This is a genomic window from Paracoccus methylarcula, assembly GCF_003007735.2.
GTDB lineage: Bacteria > Pseudomonadota > Alphaproteobacteria > Rhodobacterales > Rhodobacteraceae > Paracoccus > Paracoccus methylarcula.
In genome coordinates, this window is record NZ_PXNQ02000002.1 from 344550 (window position 1) to 365215 (window position 20666).

The window sequence follows — 20666 nt, forward strand, 5'->3', positions numbered from 1 at the left end:
ACATGGCTTTCGATATCGCCCGCGCGACCAAGTATTTCCTGATGATGGATTTCATCAAGGGTTTCGGCCTCGGGATGAAGTATTTCTTCGCCCCCAAGGCCACGCTGAACTATCCGCATGAAAAGGGGCCGCTTTCGCCCCGTTTCCGCGGTGAGCACGCGCTGCGCCGCTATCCCAACGGGGAAGAGCGCTGCATCGCCTGCAAACTGTGCGAGGCGATCTGCCCGGCGCAGGCCATCACCATCGATGCCGAACCGCGCGAGGATGGCAGCCGCCGCACCACGCGCTATGACATCGACATGACGAAATGCATCTATTGCGGCTTCTGCCAGGAAGCCTGCCCGGTCGATGCCATCGTCGAGGGACCGAATTTTGAATTCGCCACCGAAAGCCGCGAAGAACTGTTCTACGACAAGCAGAAGCTCCTGGATAACGGTGACCGTTGGGAAGCCGAGATCGCCCGCAACCTCGCAATCGACGCGCCCTACAGATGACCGACGCATTCAACAAGATGTTCCAGCAGATGCTGCAATCCGGGCAGGAGATGGCGCGTTCCTTCAATCCTGCGCTGGAGCATGTGGACAGCAAGGCTTTCGAGAAGCTGATCCCGACCATGCCCTCGGACATGCTGGAAATGTGGTTCGGCAAGACCTTCAACCGCGATGGTCTGGACGCGCGGACCCGCCTGCTGGTAACCATCGCCGCGCTGACCGTGCAGGGTGCCCATGCCGAGCCGCAGCTTCGCCTGACCATCCGCCACGCCATCGAGGCCGGGGCGACGCCCCGGGAAATCGCCGAGGTGATCTACCAGATGGGAATGTTCGGCGGTATTCCGGCGATGCAGAAGGCGCTGGAAATCGCGCAGGGCGTATTCACCGAATCTGACAAGGACGAGACCGAATGATCACTTTCGCATTCTACCTGTTCGCGATCTCTGTCTGCGTGGCCGGCCTGATGGTCGTATTGTCCAGGAACCCGGTCCATTCGGTGCTGTGGCTGATCCTTGCCTTCCTGTCGGCATCGGGACTGTTCGTGCTACAGGGCGCCGAATTCGTGGCGATGCTGCTGATCATCGTCTATGTCGGTGCGGTCGCGGTGCTGTTCCTTTTCGTGGTGATGATGCTGGACGTGGATTTCGCCGAGCTTCGGGGCGAGTTTGCCCGCTATCTTCCGCTTGGCGGGCTGATCGCGGTGGTGCTGCTGGCACAGCTGGCCATCGCCCTGGGCGCCTGGCAAAGCGCCGAGCAGGCCGAGGCGCTGCGCAGCGTTCCGATCACCGCCGAGGCGATGAATTCGCATGCCATCGGCCTGGTGCTTTATGACCGCTACATGCTGCCGTTCCAGCTTGCCGGGCTGATCCTGCTGGTGGCGATGATCGGGGCGATCACCCTGACCATGCGGCATCGCAGGGATATCAAGCGGCAGGATGTGGTGGCGCAAATGCATCGCGATCCGGCCAAGACGATGGAGATGCGCGATATCAAGCCGGGGCAGGGGCTCTGAGTGCCGGTGGCTGGATAACAATGGCCGTGGGCATCGCCGTGGCGGTGCTTGTGGCGAACGGATATTTCAACGGGTAACGGACCCGGAGGGACAAGGACGATGGTGAGTTTGACGCATTACCTGGTCGTGGGGGCGATATTGTTCGTCACCGGCATTTTCGGCATTTTCGTGAACCGGAAGAATGTCATCATCATCCTGATGTCGATCGAATTGATGCTGCTGGCGGTGAATATCAACTTCGTCGCCTTCTCGACCCATCACGGCGATCTGGCAGGGCAGATTTTCACCTTGTTCGTGCTGACCGTCGCCGCGGCCGAGGCCGCCATCGGGCTGGCCATCCTGGTGGTGTTCTTCCGCAACCGCGGCACGATCGCGGTCGAAGATGTCAACGTGATGAAGGGGTAAGGGATCATGGCGCAATTCATCCTTTTTGCCCCATTGCTGGGCGCGATCATCGCCGGGTTCGGCTGGCGCATGATCGGCGAGCAGGCGGCGCAATACCTGACCACGGGCATCCTGTTCGCCGCCGCGCTGTTCAGCTGGATCATCTTTCTCGGTTTCGATGGCGAGATGCGGCAGATCCCGGTCTTTGACTGGGTGGTCTCGGGCGATTTCACCTCGGAATGGGCGATCCGGCTGGACCGGCTGACCGCGATCATGCTGGTCGTGGTGACCACGGTCTCGGCGCTGGTTCACCTTTATTCCGTGGGCTACATGGCCCATGACGAGAATTTCGACCACGACCAGAACTACAAGGCGCGGTTCTTCGCCTATCTGTCATTCTTCACCTTCGCCATGCTGATGCTGGTGACGGCGGATAACCTGTTGCAGATGTTCTTCGGATGGGAGGGCGTGGGCGTCGCCTCCTACCTGCTGATCGGCTTCTATTTCAAGAAACAGTCTGCGGGCGCGGCGGCGATGAAGGCCTTCATCGTCAACCGGGTCGGCGATTTCGGCTTCCTGCTGGGGATCTTCGGGCTGTTCTGGATGACCGGCGGGATCCAGTTCGACACGATCTTCGCGCAGGTCCCCGATCTGGCGCAAACCCAGATGCATTTCCTGTGGCGCGACTGGAACGCGGCCGAGGTGCTGGCGGTGCTGCTCTTCATCGGCGCGATGGGCAAATCGGCCCAGCTCTTCCTGCATACCTGGCTGCCCGACGCGATGGAGGGTCCGACCCCGGTTTCCGCCCTGATCCACGCCGCGACCATGGTGACGGCGGGGGTGTTCCTTGTCTGCCGCATGTCACCGCTGTTCGAATTCGCGCCCGACGCCAAGACCTTCGTCACCGTGATCGGCGCGACCACCGCCTTCTTTGCCGCCACCGTGGGCCTGGTGCAGAACGACATCAAGCGCGTCATCGCCTATTCGACCTGTTCGCAGCTTGGCTACATGTTCGTGGCGGCGGGTGTCGGCGTCTATTCGGTCGCCATGTTCCACCTGCTGACCCATGCCTTCTTCAAGGCGATGCTGTTCCTTGGCGCCGGTTCCGTCATCCATGCGATGCATCACGAGCAGGACATGCGTAATTACGGGGGCCTGCGCAAGAAAGTGCCGCTGACCTTCTGGGCTATGCTGATCGGCACATTGGCCATTACCGGCGTCGGTATTCCGCTGACCCATATCGGATTCGCCGGTTTCCTGTCCAAGGATGCCGCGATCGAGAGCGCGTGGGCCGGGAATTCCTATGCCTTCTGGATGCTGGTCATCGCCGCCGCCTTTACCAGTTTCTATAGCTGGCGGCTGATGTTCATGACCTTCTGGGGCGAGCCGCGTGGCGATCATCATGCGCATGAGCATGCCCATGAAAGCCCGCGCGTGATGACCGTTCCCCTGGGGGTTCTGGCCGTGGGCGCGATATTCGCCGGGATGGTCTGGTATCAGCCCTTCTTCGGCAGCCATGACCGCGTCGCCGAGTTCTTCCACATGGGCCATGGCGAGGAACATGCCAGCACTGATGCCGAACATGGCGAAGCCGCCCCTGCCGAACATGGCGGGGAAGAGGCCGCCGGCGCGGAAGAAGGCCATGACGCTGCCGCCGCACCCGCAGAGGGCGAGGCAGCCGGGGGCGAGGGTCACGCAATTGCCACCGATGTTCCGGCTCCGGTCGGGGGCGCGATCTACATGCATCCCGACAACCACGTTCTGGACGAGGCGCACCATTCGCCCGCATGGGTCAAGGTTTCGCCTTTCATCGCCATGTTGGGCGGGCTGCTGCTGGCGTGGATATTCTATATCCGCAAGCCGGAACTCCCCGCGAAACTGGCCGCGCAGCAGGCGGGGCTGTACCAGTTCCTGCTGAACAAGTGGTATTTCGACGAACTTTACGACGTGATTTTCACAAGACCTGCCAGATGGTTGGGCCACAAGCTGTGGACGGGCGGCGACGGAGCGGTTATCGACGGCGCCATCAACGGGGTTGCCATGGGAATCATCCCACGCCTGACGCGCTTTGCCGGCCGGGTGCAATCGGGCTACCTGTTCCATTACGCCTTCGCGATGGTGCTTGGCATCGTGGGCTTGCTGATCTGGGTGATGATGCGGGGAACGCACTGACATGACGAACCTACTTTCGATCATCACCTTCCTGCCGATCGTTGCCGCGCTGATCCTGGCGCTGTTCCTGCGCGGAGAGGATGCGGCCGCGCAGAAAAACGCCAAATACCTGGCGCTGATCGCGACCTCGGCGACCTTCCTGATCTCGCTCTTCCTGCTGGCGGGCTTCAACCCGGCGGATACGGGCTTTCAATTCGTCGAGGATCATCCCTGGATCATGGGGCTGCGCTACAGGATGGGCGTGGACGGGATCTCGATCCTCTTCGTGTTGCTGACCACGTTCCTGATGCCGCTGACGATCCTGTCGACCTGGCATGTCACGGACCGGGTCAAGGATTACATGATCGCCTTCCTGGTGCTGGAAGGGCTGATGATCGGCGTCTTCACGGCGCTGGATCTGTTCCTGTTCTACCTGTTCTTCGAGGCCGGGCTGATCCCGATGTTCCTGATCATCGGGATCTGGGGTGGAAAGAACCGCATCTACGCGGCCTTCAAGTTCTTCCTCTACACTTTCCTCGGCTCGGTGCTGATGCTGGTGGCGATGATCGCCATGTATCGCAGCGCGGGCACCACCGATATCGCCGCCCTGCTGGATCACGACTTCCCGTCCCAGACAATCCGGCTGCTGGGCTTTACCATCACCGGCGGCATGCAGACCCTGCTGTTCATCGCCTTCTTCGCCAGTTTCGCGGTGAAGATGCCGATGTGGCCGGTGCATACATGGCTGCCCGATGCCCACGTCCAGGCGCCGACCGCCGGCTCGGTCGTGCTGGCGGCGGTGCTGCTGAAGATGGGCGGCTATGGTTTCCTGCGCTTCTCGCTGCCGATGTTCCCGGTGGCAAGCGAGCTGCTGCAGCCGCTGGTTTTCTGGATGTCGGCCATCGCCATCGTCTATACCTCGCTGGTGGCGCTGGCGCAGACCGACATGAAGAAGCTGATCGCCTATAGCTCGGTCGCGCATATGGGCTATGTCACCATGGGGATCTTCGCCGCCAACCAGCAGGGGCTGGACGGGGCGATCTTCCAGATGCTGTCGCATGGTTTCATCTCGGGCGCGCTGTTCCTTTGCGTCGGCGTGATCTATGACCGGATGCATACGCGCGAGATCGACGCCTATGGCGGCTTGGTGAACCGGATGCCCGCCTATGCGCTGGTATTCATGTTCTTCACGCTGGCCAATGTCGGCTTGCCGGGCACCTCGGGCTTCGTGGGCGAGTTTCTCACCCTGATGGGCACCTTCAAGGCCAATACCTGGGTCGCCTTTGTCGCCGCGACCGGCGTGATCCTGTCGGCGTGCTACGCGCTGTGGCTCTATCGCCGGGTGACCTTCGGGGCGCTGATCAAGGAAAGCCTCAAGACCATCTCGGACATGACCCCGCGCGAGAAATGGATCTTCGCGCCGCTGGTCGCGATGACGCTGCTGCTGGGCGTCTATCCGCGGCTGGTGACCGACATTACCGGTCCGGCGGTGGAATCACTGCTGGTCGGATATCAGAACGCCCTGCCGCATGACCTGGCCGACGGCCTCGCCCCGATGGGCGCCGCCGCCGCGTCCGAGACCAGCCATTGAGGAAAGCAAGATGACCGCGCTCGATTTCTCGACCATCCTGCCCGAGCTGCTGCTGGCCATCTATGCGATGGCGGCACTGATGGCCGGGGCTTATTTCGGCAAGGACGCGATTGCCAGGCCGCTGCTCTGGGCGACCGTCGCGGCGCTGCTGATCGCAGGGCTGTATATCGGGTCGGGCAGCCATCCCGAGCAGACCGTCTTTTTCGACATGTTCATCGACGACGCCTTCGCGCGTTTCGCCAAGGTGACCATCCTGCTCTCTGCCGCCGCCGTCCTGGCGATGAGTGCCGATTACATGACCCGGCACGGGCTGATGCGGTTCGAATACCCGATCCTGGTTATCCTGGCCGGGGTCGGCATGATGATGATGGTCTCGGCGGGCGATCTTCTGTCGCTCTACATGGGGCTGGAACTGCAATCCCTGTCGCTTTACGTCATCGCCGCGATGCGCCGCGAAAGCGCCAAGTCCTCCGAGGCGGGGTTGAAATATTTCGTCCTTGGCGCGCTCAGCTCGGGCCTGCTGCTGTTCGGCGCCTCGCTGGTCTACGGCTTCGCGGGCACCACCAGCTTTGCCGGCATCATCGGGACCGTGAATGCGGGCGAGCTGTCGATGGGGCTGCTTTTCGGCATGGTCTTCCTGCTGGTCGGCCTTGCCTTCAAGGTCTCGGCTGTGCCCTTCCACATGTGGACGCCTGATGTCTACGAGGGCGCACCGACGCCGGTCACCGCCTTCTTCGCGACCGCGCCCAAGGTCGCCGCGATGGCGCTGATCGCGCGGCTGCTCTTCGGTGCCTTCGGCAATGTGCCGGGTGATTGGGGGCAGATCGTCGCCGCGCTGGCAGTCATGTCGATGTTCCTCGCTCGATCGCCGGGATCGGGCAGCGCAATATCAAGCGGCTGATGGCCTATTCCTCGATCGCGCATATGGGATTCGCGCTGGTCGGCCTGGCGGCGGGCAATGCCGATGGCGTGCAGGCGATGCTGATGTATATGGCGATCTATGCCGCGATGAATGTCGGCACCTTCGCCTTCATCCTGTCGATGGAGCGTGACGGCCAGCCGGTCACCGACCTGGACAGCCTGAACCGTTTTGCCGCGAAGGAACCGCTCAAGGCTCTGGCCGTTCTGTTCCTGATGTTCAGCCTAGCCGGCGTGCCGCCCTTCCTTGGCTTCTTCGCCAAGCTGGGCGTGCTGTCTGCCGCGGTCGAGGCGGGGATGGCGTGGCTGGCGGTCGCGGGCGTGGTCGCCTCGGTCATTGGCGCATTCTACTATCTGCGGATCGTCTATTACATGTTCTTCGGCGCCGAGAGCGAGGGGATCGACAGCCGCATGGGATTGGTGCAGTTCCTCGCATTGATCCTGCCCGCCGCCGTGCTGCTATTGGGGGCGGTGACCATGCTGGGCCTGGACGATGCCGCCGCGACTGCCGCGCAATCGCTGGTCGGCTCTGAAACCGCCGCGGTTGAGGCCGTCACGAGTGCAGGGGGCGAGGCGCCCACCGATTCGATACCGGCCGAGACAGCGGGTGAGTGATCCGACCACGGGAAACTGGCCCGAAGGTGTCGCCCGTCACATTCTGGAACGGGTGGACAGCACCAATGCCGAGGCGTTCAGGCTCGCCCCCCGGCTGAGTGGCCCGGCCTGGATCATGGCGCACCGGCAAGAGGCGGGCCGGGGACGCCGTGGCCGTCCCTGGGCCGATCCTCCCGGCAATTTCGCCGCCACCCTGGTTCTGCACCCCGATGGCAGCCCCGCCGATGCGGCGCGCCTGTCCTTTGTCGCGGCGCTGGCCCTGCATGACGCACTGACCGGGCTGTGCGGGCCGCAGCTCAATATCGCGTTGAAATGGCCGAATGACCTCTTGCTGAATGGCGGCAAGCTGTCGGGCATCCTGCTGGAGAGCGCGGGAGCGGGAAAGCAGATGAACGCATTGGCCATCGGGATCGGCGTCAATCTCGCGAATGCCCCGGACAGGGAAGCCGTCGAGGAACATGCGACCCGCCCCGTGAGCCTGAAAGGCGAGACCGGGCTGGTGATCGCTCCGGAAGAGTTGCTGGACGCATTGGCCCCGGCTTTCGATCAATGGTGGCGGCAGATGCGCGGCCATGGTTTCGCGCCGATCCGGCAGGCATGGCTGGCCCGCGCCGCGAAACTGGGCGAGACAATCATCGCCCGGGTAGGTACAACCCGGACCGAAGGGCGTTTCGACGGTATCGACGATAGCGGCGCGTTGATCCTGACGACGCCAAGGGGGCGGCAGGCAATCCCTGCGGCCGAGATCTATTTCAGCGGAGGCTGATCCATGCTTCTGTGCATCGACACCGGCAATACCAATACCGTGTTCTCGATTTGGGACGGTGGGAAATTCCTCGCGCATTGGCGCATCTCGACCGACCACCGGCGCACGGCGGATGAATATTTCGTCTGGCTGTCGACGCTGATCGAGGGGCAGAAATTCGGGCTGGAGATCAATGCCTGCATCATCAGCTCGACCGCGCCGCGGGTGGTGTTCAACCTGCGCGTGCTCTGCAACCGCTATTTCAACACGCGCCCGCTGGTGGTGGGCAAGCCCGATTGCCTGCTGCCGGTTCCGCCGCGCGTCGATGGCGGCACAACGGTCGGGCCGGACCGGCTGGTCAATACCGTTGCCGCCTTCGATCGCCATGGGCCGGACCTGATCGTGGTGGATTTCGGCACCGCGACGACCTTTGACGTGGTGGATATCGATGGCGCCTATATCGGCGGGGTGATCTCTCCCGGCGTCAACCTGTCGCTTGAGGCGTTGCATATGGGCGCGGCAAGCCTGCCACATGTCGATGTGACCATGCCGACCAAGGTGATCGGCACGAATACGGTGGCCTGCCTGCAATCGGGCATTTTCTGGGGCTATATCGGGCTGGTCGAGGGGATCGTCCAGCATATCCGGACCGAGCGCGACCGGCCGATGAAAGTTATCGCGACGGGGGGGCTTGCGCCGCTCTTCGATCAGGGGTTTGACCTGTTCGACACAATCGAAGACGATCTGACGATGCACGGACTAAGATTAATTCACGATTACAACAAGGAGATGGGCAATGGCTGAGCGCCTGATCTATCTGCCGCTAGGCGGCGCGGGCGAAATCGGCATGAACGCCTATGTCTATGGATATGGCGCGCCGGGCAAGGAGCGGCTGATCCTCGTGGATCTGGGCGTGACCTTCGGGGACATGGATTCAAGCCCCGGAATCGACCTGATCATGCCGGATCTGACATGGCTGGAGGAAAACCGCGACCGGTTGGAGGCGATCTTCATCACCCATGGTCACGAGGATCACCTGGGCGCGCTCGCGCATCTCTGGCCGCGGCTCGAAGTGCCGGTCTATGCCCGCAAGTTCACCGGAACCCTGTGCCGGTTGAAGCTGGAAGAGATGGGGCTGCCGGCGGAAACGGTGAAATTCGTCGATCCGCGCCCGCAGGTGATCGAGGCGGGGCCGTTCTCGGTGCAGTTCATGCCGGTCAGCCACTCGATCCCGGAAAGCGCCGCGCTGATCATCGACACGCCCGCCGGGCGCATCGTGCATACCGGGGATTTCAAGCTGGACGAGACCCCGGTCGTGGGCGATCCGTTCGAGCCGGCGAAATGGAGCGAGATCGCCAGCGAAGGGCAGGGGGTCAAGGTGCTGACCTGCGATTCCACCAATGTCTTCTCATCTCATCCGGGCCGATCCGAGTCGCTTCTGGCCGATCCGATCCGTGAATGGGTGATGGCGCAGAAGAACATGGTGGTGGCAACCACCTTCGCCAGCAATATCGCCCGGTTGAAGACATTGGCCGATGCGGCCATCGCCTCGGGGCGCAAGGTCTGCCTGCTGGGGCGGGCGATGCGCCGGATGGTCTCGGTCGGTTTCGAGACCGGCGTGCTGCGTGATTTCCCCGAGACGATCGGCCCGGACGAGGCGTCGGATATGCCGCGCGACAAGGTGATGCTGATCGTCACCGGCTCGCAGGGCGAACGCCGGGCGGCCAGTGCGCAGCTTTCGCGCGGGCGTTACCTGGGGCTGTCGCTGAAAGAGGGCGACAGCTTCCTGTTCAGCTCCAAGACCATTCCGGGCAATGAACGCTCGGTCGGGCGGATCATGAACGCGCTGAGCGAGATGGGCGTGGATGCCTTCGACGACCAGGACGGGCTTTACCACGTCTCGGGCCATGCCAACCGCCCGGATATCGAGAAGATCCACGAATTGCTGAAGCCGCAGATCGTCATTCCCATGCATGGCGAACATCTGCATCTGCGCGAACATGTGCAGATCGCCCGCGGCAAGGGCCTGAAGGCCGAGATTGCCACGAATGGCACCATGCTGGAACTGACCGGGGACGCGCCGCGCGTGATCGACCAGGTCGAGACCGGACGGCTCTACCTTGATGGCAACACCCTGATCGGCGCCATGGACGGGATCGTGCGCGACCGCATCCGCATGGCCCTGAACGGGCATGCGCTGGTCAGCGTGATCGTGGACGAGGACGACAATGTCCTGCCCGATGCCTGGGTCGAGTTGATGGGCCTGCCCGAGCGGACCCGTGGCGGCGATGATCTGGCCCGGCATATCGAGGCCGAACTGGCCGAGTTCCTGGAAGGCGCTGATGACAAGCTTGTCCGCGACGACAAGAAGATGGACGATGCGATCCGCAAGATCACCCGCCAGGTCAGCATGGAGGAAATCGGCAAGAAGCCCGAGGTCACGGTGATCGTCAGCCGGTTGACAGCGGACTAGGACGGGATTCATGATCTGCGTCCCGCGAAGGCCGGGGGTTTCACACCCGTCGCCGGCTGGTTCTCGAACCCGTGGCGCGACCTCCCGGCGACCCCCGTGGGATATTTACATGAAGAAGAAGCGAAGCCTGGTTCGGGGATTGCCAACAGGCTTCGCATTGTATCCGGTAACGGATACTGCCTGTGCCGAGATGATGAAACATGAGCGACAAGCCCAAATCCGCATTTGATCCCAAACCGCCGCGCCGTAATTTCTATGGGCGGCGTCACGGCAAGACCCTGCGTCCCAGTCAAAAGGGATATCTGAGCGAGGATCTGGGAGAGCTGCGCCCGCGCGGGATTTCCATACAGGAGAACCCGGAGCGCAGCCCGATCGATCCCAAGGCGATTTTCGGGGACGATCGCCCGGTCTGGATCGAGATCGGTTTCGGCGGCGGCGAACATATGGTGCATATGGCTGCCACCTATCCCGAAATCGGGATCATCGGCTGCGAGCCCTTCATCAATGGCGTCGCCATGCTGCTGGGCAAGATCCGGGCGGCGGGGGTCGGCAATGTCTCGGTTCATCCGGGCGATGCGCGCGACCTGATGGATGTGCTGCCCGATGCCAGTATCGACCGCGCCTTCCTGATGTATCCCGATCCCTGGCCCAAGGCGCGCCATCATCGCCGCCGCTTCGTGACGCCGGAGCATCTCTTGCCGCTGGCCCGGGTGATGCGTCCGGGGGGCGAGTTCCGCGTGGCGACCGATATTCCCGATTACGTTCGCCAGACATTGGAGGAAGTGCCGCTGGCGGGCTTCGATCTGACCCGCGAGACGGGAGAGCCCTGGGAGGACTGGATCAGCACCCGCTATGAGCAGAAGGCTCTGCGCGAGGGCCGCATACCGCATTACGTGACATTCCGCAGGCAGGGCTGACAAGGCCCCGCCTCGATGCGATTGCCCGGAACATGTCAGGCCGGAACGTGGTTCAAGGCCTCGACCAGGCAAAGCAGGCTCATCGACTGCCCGTAACCGGTCGGCTGGATCGGGATGTCGCGGTAGAATTGCAGATCCTCCCCCATCCGCGTCCCGTAAGAGACCTGGCCGATGATCCCGTCGGGGCCGATATGCCGCAGCACCGCCTGCAATGCCCGCATCCCGCCGGTCTTCCAGTTTTCATCGCCCAACCCAAGGCGATGCCCCTTCAGCAGGGCATAGCCGATGGCGGCGGTGGCCGAGATTTCCTCGTATGAGGAAGGATCGTCCACCAGCGTATGCCATGCGCCGCTCTCGGCCTGATGATCCAGAAGCGCCTGCAACTGTGCGGTGACGACCCATGTCAGGTAGCGCCGGACCGCCGGATCCAGCTCGGTCAGTTCCAGCAGGTCGAGGACCCCGGCGGATATCCATGAATTGCCCCGCGCCCAACGCGCCCGGGCGAAATTGTGATTGCCGTCAAAGGTCCAGCCGTGGAACCACAGTCCGGTCTCGGCCTCGCACAGGTAATGGGTGTGGATCAGGAACTGGAACCCTGCCTCTTCGACCAGGTCGGGCCGGTTCGCGGCATGGCCATAGCTGGCCAGGAACAGCGCCAGCATGAACAGCGTATCGTCCCAAAGCTCGCCTTCATTGATCTTGTCCGAGACATCATGCTGGAACCCGCCCGAGACCGTGCGCGGCATATCCGCCAGGACACCATCCGCCCAGTCACGCAGCGGGCCTTCCCAACGCGGATCGCGGGTCTCGCGCCACAGCAGCGACAGCGCCAGCATGGGCGCGGTGGTATTCACGTTGCGACGCGGCAAGCCCCGTTCGATCTGGCGTGCATACCAATCCTCCAGCGTGGCGCGGGCATCCGCGTCGCCGGTTTGCAGCCAAAGCTGGGCAAGCCCGTAAAGTCCCACGCCTTGCGGCCATTCCCATGATTCGAAACTGATGTAATCGCCTGCGGTGCCGTCGAGGTTAGGCTCGTCGAATTGCCCTTCATGGCGCAGTGAGCGTAGGCCCTGAACGGTTTTCGAGATGGCCTGTTCAAGCTCGGCACGGCGGGCGGGGAAATGCATGTTCATCTGGTTCCTGTCCGGATCGCGCGGCCCCGGGGGTCTGGCCCGGGGCCGGGCAGGGTTACTGGCTTTCGGTAATCTTGGTCAGCAGCGGGCCGATCTGCGGATCGGCCTTGAATTCCTCGATCAGCGGTTCGACCTTGGCGCGGAAGGGCGCCGGGTCGGGCGTGTTGAAGGTGACGCCCTCGGCCTCGGCTTCGGTCACCGCGTCCGCAACCGCCGTGGTCCAGAGATCGCGGAAGGATTCGGTCGCGTGGACGGCGGCCTCCTTGACGATCGCCATCTGCTCGTCGCTCAGCTTTTCGGTGGCCGAGTTCGAGATGACCAGGAAATCCGGGATGCGCTGGTGCTCATCCTGCGAGTAGAACTTGGCGACCTCGCCATGGCGGCCGATGGTGAGCGCCGTGGGATTGTTCTCGGCCCCGTCGATCACGCCTTGCTGAAGCGCGGTGTAGATCTCGCCATAGGGCATCGGCGTGGGGGTGCCGCCCATCAGCTCGACCATGCGGATCGAGATATTCGAGTTGATGACGCGCAGTTTCTGGCCCGCCAGGTCCTCGGGCGTCTCGATCGGCTTGGACTTGGTATAGAAAGAGCGCGCGCCGCTGTCGAAGAAGGTCAGGCCGACAAAGCCGCTTTCCGCCGTGGCCTGATAGACCTCGTCGGCGACGGGGCCGCTCATCACCTCGTAGAAATGATCCTCGTCGCGGAAGATATAGGGCAGGTTGAACGCCTTGTAGATCGGGTTGAAGTTTTCCAGGTTGGCGGCGCTGACGCGGGTGATATCGACCGCGTCGTTCTGAAGCTGTTCCAGCACTTCGCGTTCCGAGCCGAGCACGCCGTTCAGGAACAGGCGGATCTTGACCTCGCCATCGGTCTTTTCCTCGACCTCGTCGGCGAATTGCTGCAGGGCGACGCTGGTCGGATGATCCTTGGATAGCGAATTGGCGAGTTTCAGGCTGACACGGGCCTCGGCCGCAGCGGCGCTCAGCGCCAGAACCGAAGTCAGGGTGAGCGTGAAGTGACGAATATTCATATGGTTGTTCCTCCCATTTGCCTGGCGGTAATCCAGCCTGGAACCGCCATCTTTCCCCGGGTCGCCCCGGGATCGTCGGGCGGAAGATGTGATATATGAATTTAAGTTTCTATATGTAAATTTATTGCAGATTCTTGAGCAACCCGACCCGGCGCGAAAGTGACCTGATGCCGAAACGGGAGAGGACAGGATCACGAAGCGTTATGTAAAAATATTTCATATTGTGCGAATTATTTTCATATTGCATCTTCCGCGCCACGGCGGCGCATCCCCGGGGGAGGCCGGATCGCCGTGACGGCATTTGCCGATATCCATGGGAGGATAGCCTTGTTGTTTCGTATCAAGTCCATTGTCGAGCGCCTGCTGCTGGGTGTCATCGCCAGCCTGCTTGCGGTCATGGTCGTGCTGATGCTGTGGCAGGTCTTCACGCGCTACGTGCTGTCCACCCCGGCATTGTTTACCGAGGAAACCCTGCGTTTCATGATGATCTGGACGGCTTTGCTGGGGACGGCCTATTGCTTCGGGACACGCAAGCACCTGGCGCTGGAATTGCTGCCCAGCATCTGCCCGCCACGGGCAAGGCGCCTGCTGGGCATCGTCAATGCGCTGATCACCATCGGCTTCGCGGTCATCACCATGTTCTTCGGCGGCCTCCGCGCCAGCAATTCGGCGATGGAGCAATATTCGCCGATCATGCAGATCCCCATCGGGCTGGTCTACCTGGTGCTGCCGATCTCGGCGGTGCTGATCGTGGTGCTTCTGGCGATCGAGATCGTCGGACTGGCCACCGGCACGGGCCAGACCGATCCGGACCCGCAGGAGACGATGTGAGATGACCGCTTTCCTCGACCTGATGCTGGAGCCGGGTTTCGCCGCCTTCGTGCTGTTCGTCCTGTTCTTCGGGCTGCTGGCCCTGGGCACGCCGATCTCGGTGGCCATCGGCGTGTCCTCCATCGTGACCGGGCTGGCCTATTTCCCGCCCGACGTGATCTATTTCGTGGCCGCGCAAAAGATGTTCTCGGGCATCGACAGCTTCACCCTGCTGGCGATTCCCTTCTTCATCCTGGCCGGCAACATCATGAACAAGGGCGGCATCGCGATCCGGCTGATCAACCTGGCCAAGCTGGTGGGCGGGCGGCTGCCCGGGGCGTTGGCGCATACGAATATCATCGCCAACATGCTGTTCGGCTCGATCTCGGGTTCCTCCATCGCGGCGGCGGCGGCGGTTGGCGGGACGATGGGGCCGTTGCAGAAGAAAGAGAATTACGATCCGGCCTTCTCGGCCGCGGTCAATATCGCCTCTGCCCCGACCGGCATCCTGATCCCGCCAAGCGGGCCGCTTATCCTGTTCTCGCTGGTCTCGGGCGGCACCTCGATCTCGGCGCTGTTCGTCGGCGGCTATATCCCCGGCATCCTGATGGGCCTGTCGGTCATGCTGGTCGCCGGGGTGATCGCCCATCGGCGCGGCTACCGGATCGAGCGGCAGTCCGACATGCGCGAGGCGATGCAGATCGTGATCGGTGCGCTGCCGTCGCTGATGATGGTGGTGGTGGTGATCGGCGGCATCGTCATCGGCGCCTTCACCGCGACCGAGGGGGCGGCGGTGGCCGTGCTCTACAGTTTCGGGCTCTCGCTGTTCTACCGCATGGCAAGCTGGCGCGAATATGCCGAGGTGCTGTGCTCTTCGGCGGTGATGACCTGCGCGATCCTGTTCCTGATCGCCACCTCGGGCATCATGTCCTATGTCATGACCGTCGCAGGCATTCCCGACATCATCGCCGAGACGATCCTGACCTTCGACAATCCGCTGATCGTGCTGCTGATCATGAATATCAGCCTGCTGGTCATCGGCTTCTTCATGGACCTGACCCCGGCGGTGCTGATCTTCACGCCGATCTTCCTGCCCATCGCGGGCGAGATCGGCATGGATCCGGTGCAGCTCGGGATCATGATGATCTTCAATCTCGGCGTGGGATCTATGACGCCGCCGGTGGGATCGGTGCTGTTCGTCGGTTGCTCGGTCGCCAATCTGAGGATCGAGCAGGTGGCCAAGCCGCTCTTGCCCTTCCTCGCCGTGCTGGTCCTTGCGCTGATGCTGGTCAGCTATGTGCCGGTGCTGACACTGGGGCTGCCGCGGCTGTTCGGGTTGATGTAATACCGGTTCTCATCGACGAGACTGGGTATGGCCAGGTCACTTTGAAATGATCACGTAGATTCCGCTATATCCCCCGCCCGGAATCAAGGGCCTGCAAGGCCCGCCGGGCAGCGCCCGACCACCTGGATGGGCGGGCGCTTTGGTGATGTTATCCTGTCGTTTCAGCCTCGTTCGGGGTTGTGCGATAAAGCGGATGGCATAACCGTCCCAATGCCCGCCCGTGGCCGGACGCTGCCCGGCTCTGACGGATACCATGATCGTTTCCTACGGTGGTTCCGCCATATTGAGGGATCAGGTGGGGCAGGGACCGCAACTGGCGCGCGGGATCAAGTCGCAGGCAAGCTCGATCCGGCGCGCGGGCAGGTCGACCCCGGCGGAACGCAGCCGCACCGTCTCGCAAAGCAGGTCGAGCGACAGGGCGCCGACCGCATGCATCGGGATCTTCACCGTGCTGAGCGCGGGCGACAGGTATTGTCCCTGCGGCAGCCCGTCGATCCCGAGGACCGAGATTTCGCCCGGCACCTTCCAGCCCGCCGATTGCAGCGCGGCGATGGCTCCGGCGGCAAGGATGTCCCCGGCGGCGACGATGGCGGTGAATTCGAGGCCGCTTTCAAGCGCCTTGGTCACGCTGCGCCGCGCCGCCTCGGCCGTCCAGTCCTCGACCTCGATGGTCAGGCGGGGGTCGAAATCATCGGCCAGCACGTCCTTCCAGCCCTCAAAGCGGCGCAGGATCGTGCGGCGTCCCGGCTTGTTCATGAAGGCGATCCGGCGATGGCCGAGCTCGATCAGGTGCCGGGTTGCCAAAGCTGCCGCCGAACGGTTGCAGGGCGTCACCGAGCTTAGCCGCATCCCGGGATCGTCGCCATTCACGATGACGGCGGGGCAGGGCAGTTCATGGGCAAAATCGAGTATCGCGTCATCGACGGTGACCAGCAGCACGCCGATCACATCCTCGGCCCCGGCTGTGTCGCGCAGGTTTTGCAGGTCGTCCGCGCTTGGTAGATCTGCGTATCGACGCGAATATCCTGCGCATCGGCGCGTTCCTGCAAACCGGCCAGCACATGCATGGTGAACTGGCTGCGCTGGAAATCGATCATTGCCTCTTGCGACGAGACAAGCAGCACCCGCCGTCCGGTGACCGAGCCGGGCAGGGTGTAATTCATCTCGACCGCGGCGGCGCGGATTTTCGCCGCCAGCGCCTCGCGCACATAGCCGTTGCCGGTCAGCGCCCGCGATACCGTCGCGGTCGAGACGCCCAGCCTGGTGGCGATGTCGCTGATCCGCGTGCGGCCGTTCTGTTTCATGGGAACCTCGTGGATACTGGTTGAGCAATTATGAAACGAATTTACATGTTGCACAATGAGTTTCCTGATGTGATCCGTTTGCGCAAATGTTTAGGGCGAATATGAGGGGAATGGCGATGCCGATGCAGCAAAGATACGGGGCCGGACCGGATCAGGTCGATGACATGACAACCGCGGATCTGCGGGCGAATTTCATGGTCGAGGGGCTGTTCGCGCCGGGCCGGATCGGCTTTGCCTATACCCATTTCGACCGGATGATCGTGGGTGGGGCCGTGCCATTGGAACAGGCGCTGGAATTCGGTGGCGGCGAGGATGTCGGCACGGAATTCTTCTTTACCGCCCGCGAGATGGGGGTCGCCAACCTGGGCGGCGCGGGTTGGATCGAGGTCGATGGCGAGCGCTTCGCATTGGCCAATCGCGACGTTCTTTATATCGGGCGCGGGGCGAGGCGGGTGGTTCTGGGCAGCGACTCGGCCGATGCGCCGGCGCGGTTCTACATGAACTCGGTTCCGGCGGGTGCCGACATCCCGCATCGGCTGATCCGCAAATCCGAATCCAAGGTGCTGGTGCTGGGCGAGGCGGAGCGGTCCAACCAGCGCTCGCTGGCGATGTATATCCATCCCGAGGTCGCACCCTCCTGCCTGCTGCTGATGGGGATCACCGATCCGGCGCCCGGATCGGTCTGGAACACCATGCCGCCGCATCTGCATGAGCGCCGGATGGAGGCCTATTGCTATTTCGATCTCGCCGAGGGCGACCGGGTGATGCATTTCATGGGCCGCCCGGACAATACCCGCCACATGGTCGTGGCCGACGGCGATGTCGTGCTGTCCCCGGCATGGTCGATCCATATGGGTGCGGGCACCGGCCCCTATGGCTTTGTCTGGGGCATGACCGGCGAGAACCAGGCCTATAACGATGTCTCTCCCGTCGCCATTTCGGAGCTGCGCTAGATCATGCCCCTATCCGCCGGAACCCCGCTTTCCTATTGGCAAGTCACCACGCTGACGCAGACCCCCTATGATGTCGCGGATGCGCCGATGGAAGGCGAGATGGATTCGACCTTCTTCCTGACCAAGGACAAGAACTGGATCCCGCATACCTATCCCTGCCGTACCGCCTATATCGAAGAGGTCCGGGGCAAGGAGCCCTTGACCCGCCCGATGCCGGATTGGGGCGGCGCGCGCAATGTGCTGCCCACGGGTTCGACCTTTCTCGACCTGTCGGGCTTCTGGTTCCGGGCCACGCGGGTCGAGGGCTGGGCGCGTAGCGTGATCCATGCCGGGCAGGCGGGCACCGCAAGGCTGAAGCTGGGCATTTGCGGGGCGGCGAAACTTTATGTGAATGGCGATCCGGTGGCATGGCTGTCGCCCGCGACGCGCAACGCGATGGATGAGGTCGAGTTCGACACCGATCTGGTTGCCGGGGCGAATGAACTGGCGATCTGGTTCGAGGATCTCTGCGAGCGCGACGCGGTTCTGCGAACCGCCCTGAGCTGGATTTCGGGGCCGGAGACCGAGGCGGGGCACAGCTTTGCGGCCGATCCTGCCCTGGTGACGCAGGTCGAGGGTGCCCTGGCGGCCATGCATCTGGATCGCAAACGCTATGATGGCGAGGATATTGACCTGATCCTGCCCAGGCCCTTCCCGGCACCCGTCTCGGGAAAGGTCCGGATCAGCGGGCATTTCATGTCGCATGACCACACGGAATTGCGGATCGATATTCCCACGGGTGCGGACCGGGTCCGGATCGGTCCTTCGGGCGATCTGCCCGCCGATTACCGTTATTTCGATTTCACGCTGACCTGCGACGGGTTCACCGTGGATACGCGGCTCGGGGCCGAGATCAGCCATCGCGGCAGTCTCGGACCGGCATCCGCCGATCCCGCCGCCCGCATCGAAGAGGCGATAAGCTGGATTGCCCGCAATGCCGAATCCGATACCGAGACGACCCTGGCTTGCGCGGCATTTGGCGATGGCCGGGCGCTGGCGCGGGCGGATGAGATCATCACCGCGGCCCTGCCGGGGATCGAAGCCTGTTTCGATTGTGCCGATTTCGCGCTGGTGCCGCTTCTTTGGACCCGCATTGCCTATGCGGATCGGCTCTCTGACGGTTTGCGGGCGCGGATAGACGCGGCGACGCTCCATTTCCGCTACTGGATGGACGAGCCGGGCAATGATGTGCAGTGGTATTTCTCGGAAAACCACGCGTTGCTGTTCCATACAGCGGCCTACCTGGCCGGGCATTTGCTGCCCGAGGCGCGCTTTGTCCGGTCAGGCCGGACAGGGGCCGAGCAGAGCCGGATCGGTCATGACCGGCTGATGGCCTGGTTCGATCATTTCGAGGCGGCGGAGATGGCCGAATTCAACTCTGCCACCTATTTCCCGATCGACCTGAAGGGGATGACCGCGCTTCATGCGCTGGCCCATGATCCGCAGATCCGCGAGCGGGCGGGGCGCGCCATCGCGCGGCTGGTGCATATCGTTGCCAATTCCGCCCATCATGGCGTGATTACCGGAGCGCAGGGCCGCAGCTATGAGCATTCGCTCTGCACCGCCGATACGCTGGAGCTGACCGGCATGGCGCGGCTGCTTTGGGGGCAGGGGAGCTTTGGCGCGCATGTGAACTGTCTCGCCCAGCTTGCGCTTTGCTTGCGCGATCACGGGCTGGTCCTGCCCGACCTGAGCGCGACCGCTTGCTGGGCCGATGACGCGCAGGCGCAGGAATGGATGTTCCAGCAGGGGCAGAACGGTTTCGCGCGGCTCTATCACTACAAGACCAGCGAGACGGCCATGGGCTCGGCGGCACTGTATCGGTGGGGCGAATGGGGTTACCAGGAAACGCTGATCCAGGCGCGGATCGGGCGGGAGCCCTCGGCGCAGGTCTGGATCAACCATCCGGGAGAGATCATCCAGTCCGGCTTTGGCCGCCCGTCCTTCTGGGGCGGCTCGGCCAGCGTGCCGCGCGTGCAGCAATATCGTGACCTGGCGGTGGTGAAATTCGACGGCGATCCCGCGCAACCCGGTTTCACCCATGCCTGGTTCCCGACGCAATCCTTCGACGAATGGGCGGTTGACGGCAGGCGGGCACTGGCGCGGTCCGGTGCGGGCGTGGTGTTGCTGTCGGCCTCGGCACCACTCGGCCTGTCGCGGCAGGGCGGCTCGGCCGGGCATGAGCTGCGGCTGGAGGGCCGGGACGGGCTCTGGATCATGCGGCTTGGCCATGCGGGCGATCTGCAGGGCTTTGCCGCCCGGCACGAGTTGATGCCGGTTATCGGGCCAGATGGCACGATCCGGGTCAAGGATGCCGATTACGGCGAGGTCCTGTTCCGTCCGGATGGCGTGGTCGAGGCCGAGGGCCGCAGGCTTGATCCGCGTGACTGGACGCTGGAGGGCGAGCGGCGGGTGATGCCGCGCGTGGCAGGGGATACCCGGCTGGAGGAACGGGGATGACAGCCTTCTCCCCTGACGGACAGGCCGCGCTGATCACCGGCGCGAATACCGGGATCGGGCCGATGGCGGTGTTCCTGACCGCGCCTGCCCCGGATTACGTCAACGGGGCGGTGTTGAATGTCGATGGAGGCTGGCTTGCGAGATAGGTCTTCGGGATAATCCCCGGAAATTGAGGCATGATCGCCGCGCCTGTATTTCGCATGCGCGGCGTTTCAATATGAAAACCGCGCAAGACCTTGAGAGCGGCATGTCATGCCTGCTTGCGTGTATATGCCGATATGAGGCCGGAAAATCA

The 20666-nt window shown here is 63.0% G+C and carries 19 protein-coding genes and 1 pseudogene; 16 read left to right on the forward strand and 4 right to left on the reverse strand.

Annotated elements, in window-relative coordinates; genetic code table 11:
- Nucleotides 1–2: 2 nt before the first annotated feature.
- From nuoI to trmB, 11 genes and pseudogenes are all read left to right on the forward strand, one after another.
- Nucleotides 3–494: an NADH-quinone oxidoreductase subunit NuoI gene (nuoI, locus tag A7A09_RS04825; protein WP_106690319.1), complete on the forward strand. Its 492-nt coding sequence runs from the start codon at nt 3–5 to the stop codon at nt 492–494.
- Nucleotides 491–904 carry a carboxymuconolactone decarboxylase family protein gene (locus A7A09_RS04830; RefSeq protein ID WP_106690320.1) on the forward strand — a complete coding sequence of 138 codons (414 nt, stop codon included), beginning with the start codon at nt 491–493 and terminating at the stop codon, nt 902–904. The genes nuoI and A7A09_RS04830 overlap by 4 nt, the downstream gene beginning before the upstream one ends.
- Nucleotides 901–1503, forward strand: coding sequence for an NADH-quinone oxidoreductase subunit J (locus tag A7A09_RS04835; protein WP_106690321.1), 603 nt, complete (start codon nt 901–903; stop codon nt 1501–1503). Before A7A09_RS04830 ends, A7A09_RS04835 begins: the two co-directional genes overlap by 4 nt.
- A gap of 99 nt (nt 1504–1602) precedes the next feature.
- Nucleotides 1603–1908 (forward strand): NADH-quinone oxidoreductase subunit NuoK, encoded by a 306-nt coding sequence (gene nuoK / locus A7A09_RS04840; RefSeq protein ID WP_106690322.1) that lies wholly within the window; start codon nt 1603–1605, stop codon nt 1906–1908.
- Between the two features lie 6 nt (nt 1909–1914).
- A complete protein-coding gene (gene nuoL, locus A7A09_RS04845) occupies nt 1915–4059 on the forward strand; it encodes an NADH-quinone oxidoreductase subunit L (RefSeq protein WP_106690323.1) in 2145 nt (714 codons plus the stop codon).
- Between the two features lies 1 nt (nt 4060).
- The gene (locus tag A7A09_RS04850; RefSeq protein ID WP_106690324.1) at nt 4061–5629 is read left to right on the forward strand and encodes an NADH-quinone oxidoreductase subunit M; all 1569 of its coding nucleotides are present in this window, start codon (nt 4061–4063) and stop codon (nt 5627–5629) included.
- 10 nt (nt 5630–5639) lie between these two features.
- Nucleotides 5640–7162 (forward strand): annotated as a pseudogene (gene nuoN / locus A7A09_RS04855) (NADH-quinone oxidoreductase subunit NuoN).
- Nucleotides 7155–7928 carry a biotin--[acetyl-CoA-carboxylase] ligase gene (locus tag A7A09_RS04860; RefSeq protein WP_170167006.1) on the forward strand — a complete coding sequence of 258 codons (774 nt, stop codon included), beginning with the start codon at nt 7155–7157 and terminating at the stop codon, nt 7926–7928. The pseudogene nuoN and the gene A7A09_RS04860 overlap by 8 nt, the downstream one beginning before the upstream one ends.
- A 3-nt stretch (nt 7929–7931) precedes the next feature.
- The gene (locus A7A09_RS04865; RefSeq protein ID WP_106690325.1) at nt 7932–8711 is read left to right on the forward strand and encodes a type III pantothenate kinase; all 780 of its coding nucleotides are present in this window, start codon (nt 7932–7934) and stop codon (nt 8709–8711) included.
- Nucleotides 8704–10380: a ribonuclease J gene (locus A7A09_RS04870; protein ID WP_106690326.1), complete on the forward strand. Its 1677-nt coding sequence runs from the start codon at nt 8704–8706 to the stop codon at nt 10378–10380. Before A7A09_RS04865 ends, A7A09_RS04870 begins: the two co-directional genes overlap by 8 nt.
- Nucleotides 10381–10580: 200 nt before the next feature.
- Complete coding sequence (trmB, locus tag A7A09_RS04875; RefSeq protein WP_106690327.1) at nt 10581–11297, forward strand: tRNA (guanine(46)-N(7))-methyltransferase TrmB; 717 nt, start codon at nt 10581–10583, stop codon at nt 11295–11297.
- 35 nt (nt 11298–11332) lie between these two features.
- Here the strand turns inward: trmB and bglB are convergent, their stop codons facing one another.
- Nucleotides 11333–12430: a beta-galactosidase BglB gene (gene bglB, locus A7A09_RS04880; RefSeq protein ID WP_106690328.1), complete on the reverse strand. Its 1098-nt coding sequence runs from the start codon at nt 12428–12430 to the stop codon at nt 11333–11335.
- A gap of 55 nt (nt 12431–12485) precedes the next feature.
- The gene (locus A7A09_RS04885; protein ID WP_106690329.1) at nt 12486–13460 is read right to left on the reverse strand and encodes a TRAP transporter substrate-binding protein; all 975 of its coding nucleotides are present in this window, start codon (nt 13458–13460) and stop codon (nt 12486–12488) included.
- A gap of 330 nt (nt 13461–13790) precedes the next feature.
- Between A7A09_RS04885 and A7A09_RS04890 the strand changes: the two genes are divergently transcribed.
- Entirely contained in the window at nt 13791–14291 is a 501-nt protein-coding gene (locus tag A7A09_RS04890; RefSeq protein WP_148043609.1) for a TRAP transporter small permease, read from the forward strand.
- 1 nt (nt 14292) lies between these two features.
- Nucleotides 14293–15615 (forward strand): TRAP transporter large permease, encoded by a 1323-nt coding sequence (locus A7A09_RS04895; protein ID WP_245999135.1) that lies wholly within the window; start codon nt 14293–14295, stop codon nt 15613–15615.
- 291 nt (nt 15616–15906) lie between these two features.
- Here the strand turns inward: A7A09_RS04895 and A7A09_RS21010 are convergent, their stop codons facing one another.
- Entirely contained in the window at nt 15907–16554 is a 648-nt protein-coding gene (locus tag A7A09_RS21010; protein WP_211341040.1) for a LacI family DNA-binding transcriptional regulator, read from the reverse strand.
- A gap of 5 nt (nt 16555–16559) precedes the next feature.
- Nucleotides 16560–16919 (reverse strand): LacI family DNA-binding transcriptional regulator, encoded by a 360-nt coding sequence (locus A7A09_RS21015; RefSeq protein WP_211341041.1) that lies wholly within the window; start codon nt 16917–16919, stop codon nt 16560–16562.
- A 116-nt stretch (nt 16920–17035) separates the two neighbouring features.
- On the opposite strand from A7A09_RS21015, the gene kduI reads away from it, so the two are divergent.
- The 3 genes from kduI to A7A09_RS21290 are packed head-to-tail and all read left to right on the forward strand — an operon-like array spanning nt 17036 to nt 20517.
- Nucleotides 17036–17872, forward strand: a complete 837-nt coding sequence (kduI, locus tag A7A09_RS04905) for a 5-dehydro-4-deoxy-D-glucuronate isomerase (RefSeq protein WP_106690453.1) — start codon at nt 17036–17038, stop codon at nt 17870–17872.
- Between the two features lie 3 nt (nt 17873–17875).
- The gene (locus tag A7A09_RS04910) at nt 17876–20371 is read left to right on the forward strand and encodes a carbohydrate-binding protein (RefSeq protein WP_106690331.1); all 2496 of its coding nucleotides are present in this window, start codon (nt 17876–17878) and stop codon (nt 20369–20371) included.
- Nucleotides 20368–20517, forward strand: coding sequence for a hypothetical protein (locus tag A7A09_RS21290; protein WP_245999136.1), 150 nt, complete (start codon nt 20368–20370; stop codon nt 20515–20517). Before A7A09_RS04910 ends, A7A09_RS21290 begins: the two co-directional genes overlap by 4 nt.
- Nucleotides 20518–20666: the final 149 nt, after the last annotated feature.